The 3,095-nt window shown below is 61.3% G+C and carries 4 protein-coding genes; all 4 read right to left on the bottom strand.

The window, feature by feature from the left end; genetic code table 11:
• A partial coding sequence (zapE, locus tag AB4Z11_RS27825) for a cell division protein ZapE (RefSeq protein WP_442029078.1) occupies positions 1-913 on the bottom strand: 913 nt, incomplete at its 3' end.
• A 75-nt stretch (positions 914-988) separates the two neighbouring features.
• Positions 989-2,419, bottom strand: a complete 1,431-nt coding sequence (gene lpdA / locus AB4Z11_RS27820; protein ID WP_442029077.1) for a dihydrolipoyl dehydrogenase — start codon at positions 2,417-2,419, stop codon at positions 989-991.
• A gap of 3 nt (positions 2,420-2,422) precedes the next feature.
• On the bottom strand, positions 2,423-2,755 hold the full coding sequence (locus AB4Z11_RS27815) for a PspC domain-containing protein (protein ID WP_442029076.1): 333 nt from the start codon (positions 2,753-2,755) through the stop codon (positions 2,423-2,425).
• A gap of 97 nt (positions 2,756-2,852) precedes the next feature.
• On the bottom strand, positions 2,853-3,095 hold a 243-nt coding region (locus tag AB4Z11_RS27810), incomplete at its 5' end, for a 2-oxo acid dehydrogenase subunit E2 (protein ID WP_442029075.1).

The following is a 3,095-nucleotide window of genomic DNA, read 5'->3' as shown; positions in this document are numbered from 1 at the left end:
GCCAGGTAAAGCGGCGCGCTTCGGACGACTGGCCGGCCGACATCATCGGTATCCCGGACAATATCACGGTATGGAAGCGGCTGGCGATTTCCAGGTAGTCGTTCTGCGAGCGCGGGCCGCCGCACAGGGTCGCGAAATCGAACCAGATAATCGTGCCGGCCTTACGCAGGGCCTTCAGCTCGCGGCCTTCAACGGTAATGACCGGGTTCTCGTCTGCGGTTTCAGCAACGCCGGCAAAAGCGTCGCGCAACTTGGCGTCGGTCTGGGCGTTGAGCGGCGTGTGATAGGCATCCACCTGCTCCAGCGCGCGGCCGCGGTAGTCCACGCCGGCGTCCACGTTCAGCACATCCATCTTCTCCTTCAGCAGGGCGATGGTGGGCAGGATGCGGTCGCGGTGCAGGCCGTCCGGGTACAGCGTGGACGGCTCGTAATTCGAAGTCATGATGAAGGACACGCCATTGTCGTACAGCGCCTTCATCAGGTTGTACAGGATCATGGCGTCGGCCACATCCGATACGTGAAATTCATCAAAGCAGATCAGGCGGAATTTCTTGGCGATGCGCTTGGCTACTTCATCCAGCGGATCTTCCACGCCGCGCAGTTCGTCCAGCTGCATGTGCACGTCGCGCATGAATTCGTGGAAGTGCAGGCGCGTCTTGCGCACCAGGGGCACCACCGAATAGAAGGAATCCATCAGGAAGGATTTGCCGCGCCCTACTCCGCCCCACATGTACACGCCACGCGGAGGCGTCKGACGGTTGATCAGGCGTTTGAAGCTGTTCGAGCGCTGGGCTTTGTACGCTACCCATTCGTCGTAGCACTGCTGCAGGCGATCGACGGCACGCTTCTGCGCGGCGTCGGCTTTGAAGTCGCGCTGCGTGAGCGCGTGTTGATAGAACTCTTGGACGTTCATGAATGAAATTCGGCGGGTCAATGACCCGCCCTACGACACTGCGTAGGGCGGATCATCGATCCGCCGATTGCCCGATCAGAAGTTGAGCGTGCGCTTGTCAACGGCCAGCGCAGCTTCCTTGGTCGCCTCGGACAGCGATGGGTGTGCGTGGCAGATGCGAGCGATGTCTTCGGAAGAAGCCTTGAACTCCATCGCAACAACCGCTTCGGAGATCAGCTCGGAAGCCATCGGACCCACGATGTGAACGCCCAGGATCTCGTCGGTGTTAGCGTCGGCCAGGAACTTCACCATGCCGTTGGTGTCCCCCAGCGCGCGTGCGCGGCCGTTCGCCAGGAATGGGAAGGTGCCGGCTTTGTACTGCACGCCTTCAGCCTTCAGCTGCTGCTCGGTCTTGCCCACGGAAGCGATTTCCGGATGGGTGTAGATCACGGACGGCAGGGTGTTGAAGTTGGTGTGGCCATGCTGGCCGGCGATACGCTCAGCCACGGCAACCGCTTCTTCTTCCGCCTTGTGCGCCAGCATCGGGCCGCGCACCACGTCGCCGATCGCCCATACGTTCGGCAGGTTGGTCTTGCAGTCGTCGTCCACGGTGATCATGCCGCGCTCGTCGGTCGCCAGGCCCACTTTGTCGGCGCCCAGGCCGATGGTGTTGGCAACGCGGCCGATGGAGACGATCAGCTTGTCGAAGGTGACTTTCTGTTCTGCGCCGGCGGCGTCGGTGTATTCAACCGACACATTGTCCTTGCCCGCTTCGACCTTGGTGATCTTGCAGGACAGGTTGATGGACAGGCCCTGCTTGGTCAGCAGCTTGTGCGCTTCCTTGGCGATCTGCTCGTCGACAGCGCCCAGGAAGGTCGGCAGACCTTCCAGCACGGTGACCTTGGAGCCCAGACGGCGCCATACGGAGCCCAGTTCCAGCCCGATCACGCCGGCGCCGATCACGCCCAGGTTGGCAGGGACGGATTCGATGGCCAGTGCGCCGGTGTTCGACAGGATCAGTTTCTCGTCGAACGGTGCGCCAGGCAATGCACGCGGATTGGAGCCGGTCGCAACGATGATGTGCTTGCCGGTGATGCTGTCGGTGGTGGTGCCGGTGATGGCGATCGGGTAGCCTTCAGCGCCAGCAGCGCCGGCGAATGCGCCGCGGCCGTGGAAGAAGGTCACCTTGTTCTTTTTGAACAGGAACAGGATGCCGTCGTTGTTCTGCTTCACAACGGTGTTCTTACGCTTCAGCATTTGCGCCACGTCGAAGGAGATACCTTCCACGTTGATGCCGTGTTCCTTGAAGCTGTGCTGTGCGTGGTCGTAGTGCTCGGACGATTGCAGCAGTGCCTTGGACGGGATGCAGCCYACGTTGGTGCAGGTGCCGCCAGGAGCCGGGCCGCCCTTTTCGTTCGCCCACTCGTCGATACAGGCCACGGAGAAGCCCAGTTGTGCTGCGCGGATGGCAGCGATGTAGCCGCCAGGACCGGCGCCGATAACTACTACGTCAAATTGTTTGCTCATGTCTTAATATCCAGTCATCTCGTCCTCAGGGACGAATATCCATAGCAGGAGATAGATCACCCCTCCGAAGCCGAAGGTAATCGTGAAGAGTGTGAACACCAGGCGCCAGATCCACGAATCCACGCCGGACGCTTTCGCGATGCCGCCGCACACGCCTCCGAGCCAGCGGTCCGTGCGCGAGCGGCGCAGGCTGCTGAATTCGGATGCGATGTCCTTGTCGCCGGCCGGCGTGGCGCCGTTCAGCAGGCGCTCCTTGGCGCGGGCAAATTCTTCATCGCTCAAAGCACCAGCCTGATGCAGCTCGTGCAGACGCTTGATTTCTTCCGAGACGCTCATGAAACCTCTCTTCTGCGATCTACGCCAAAAAACCAGGGGCGGAAACCTGGTGGCAGCCACCTCGTGGCTGCCACCTGTTTTACGCCGTGGGTTTGAATTACAGGTCCAGCAGCAGGCGTGCAGGATCTTCCAGCGCTTCCTTCATTGCCACCAGGCCCAKGACGGCTTCGCGGCCGTCGATGATGCGGTGGTCGTAGGACATTGCCAGGTAATTCATCGGACGGATGACGATCTGACCGTCAACCACGACAGCGCGGTCCTTGGTCGCGTGAACGCCCAGGATCGCGGATTGTGGTGGGTTGATGATCGGGGTCGACAGCATGGAGCCGAAGGTGCCGCC

It is taken from the genome of Pseudoduganella sp. RAF53_2 (assembly GCF_052113985.1).
Classification (GTDB): Bacteria; Pseudomonadota; Gammaproteobacteria; order Burkholderiales; family Burkholderiaceae_D; genus Rugamonas.
This window is presented reverse-complemented; position numbering and strand designations above follow the sequence as displayed.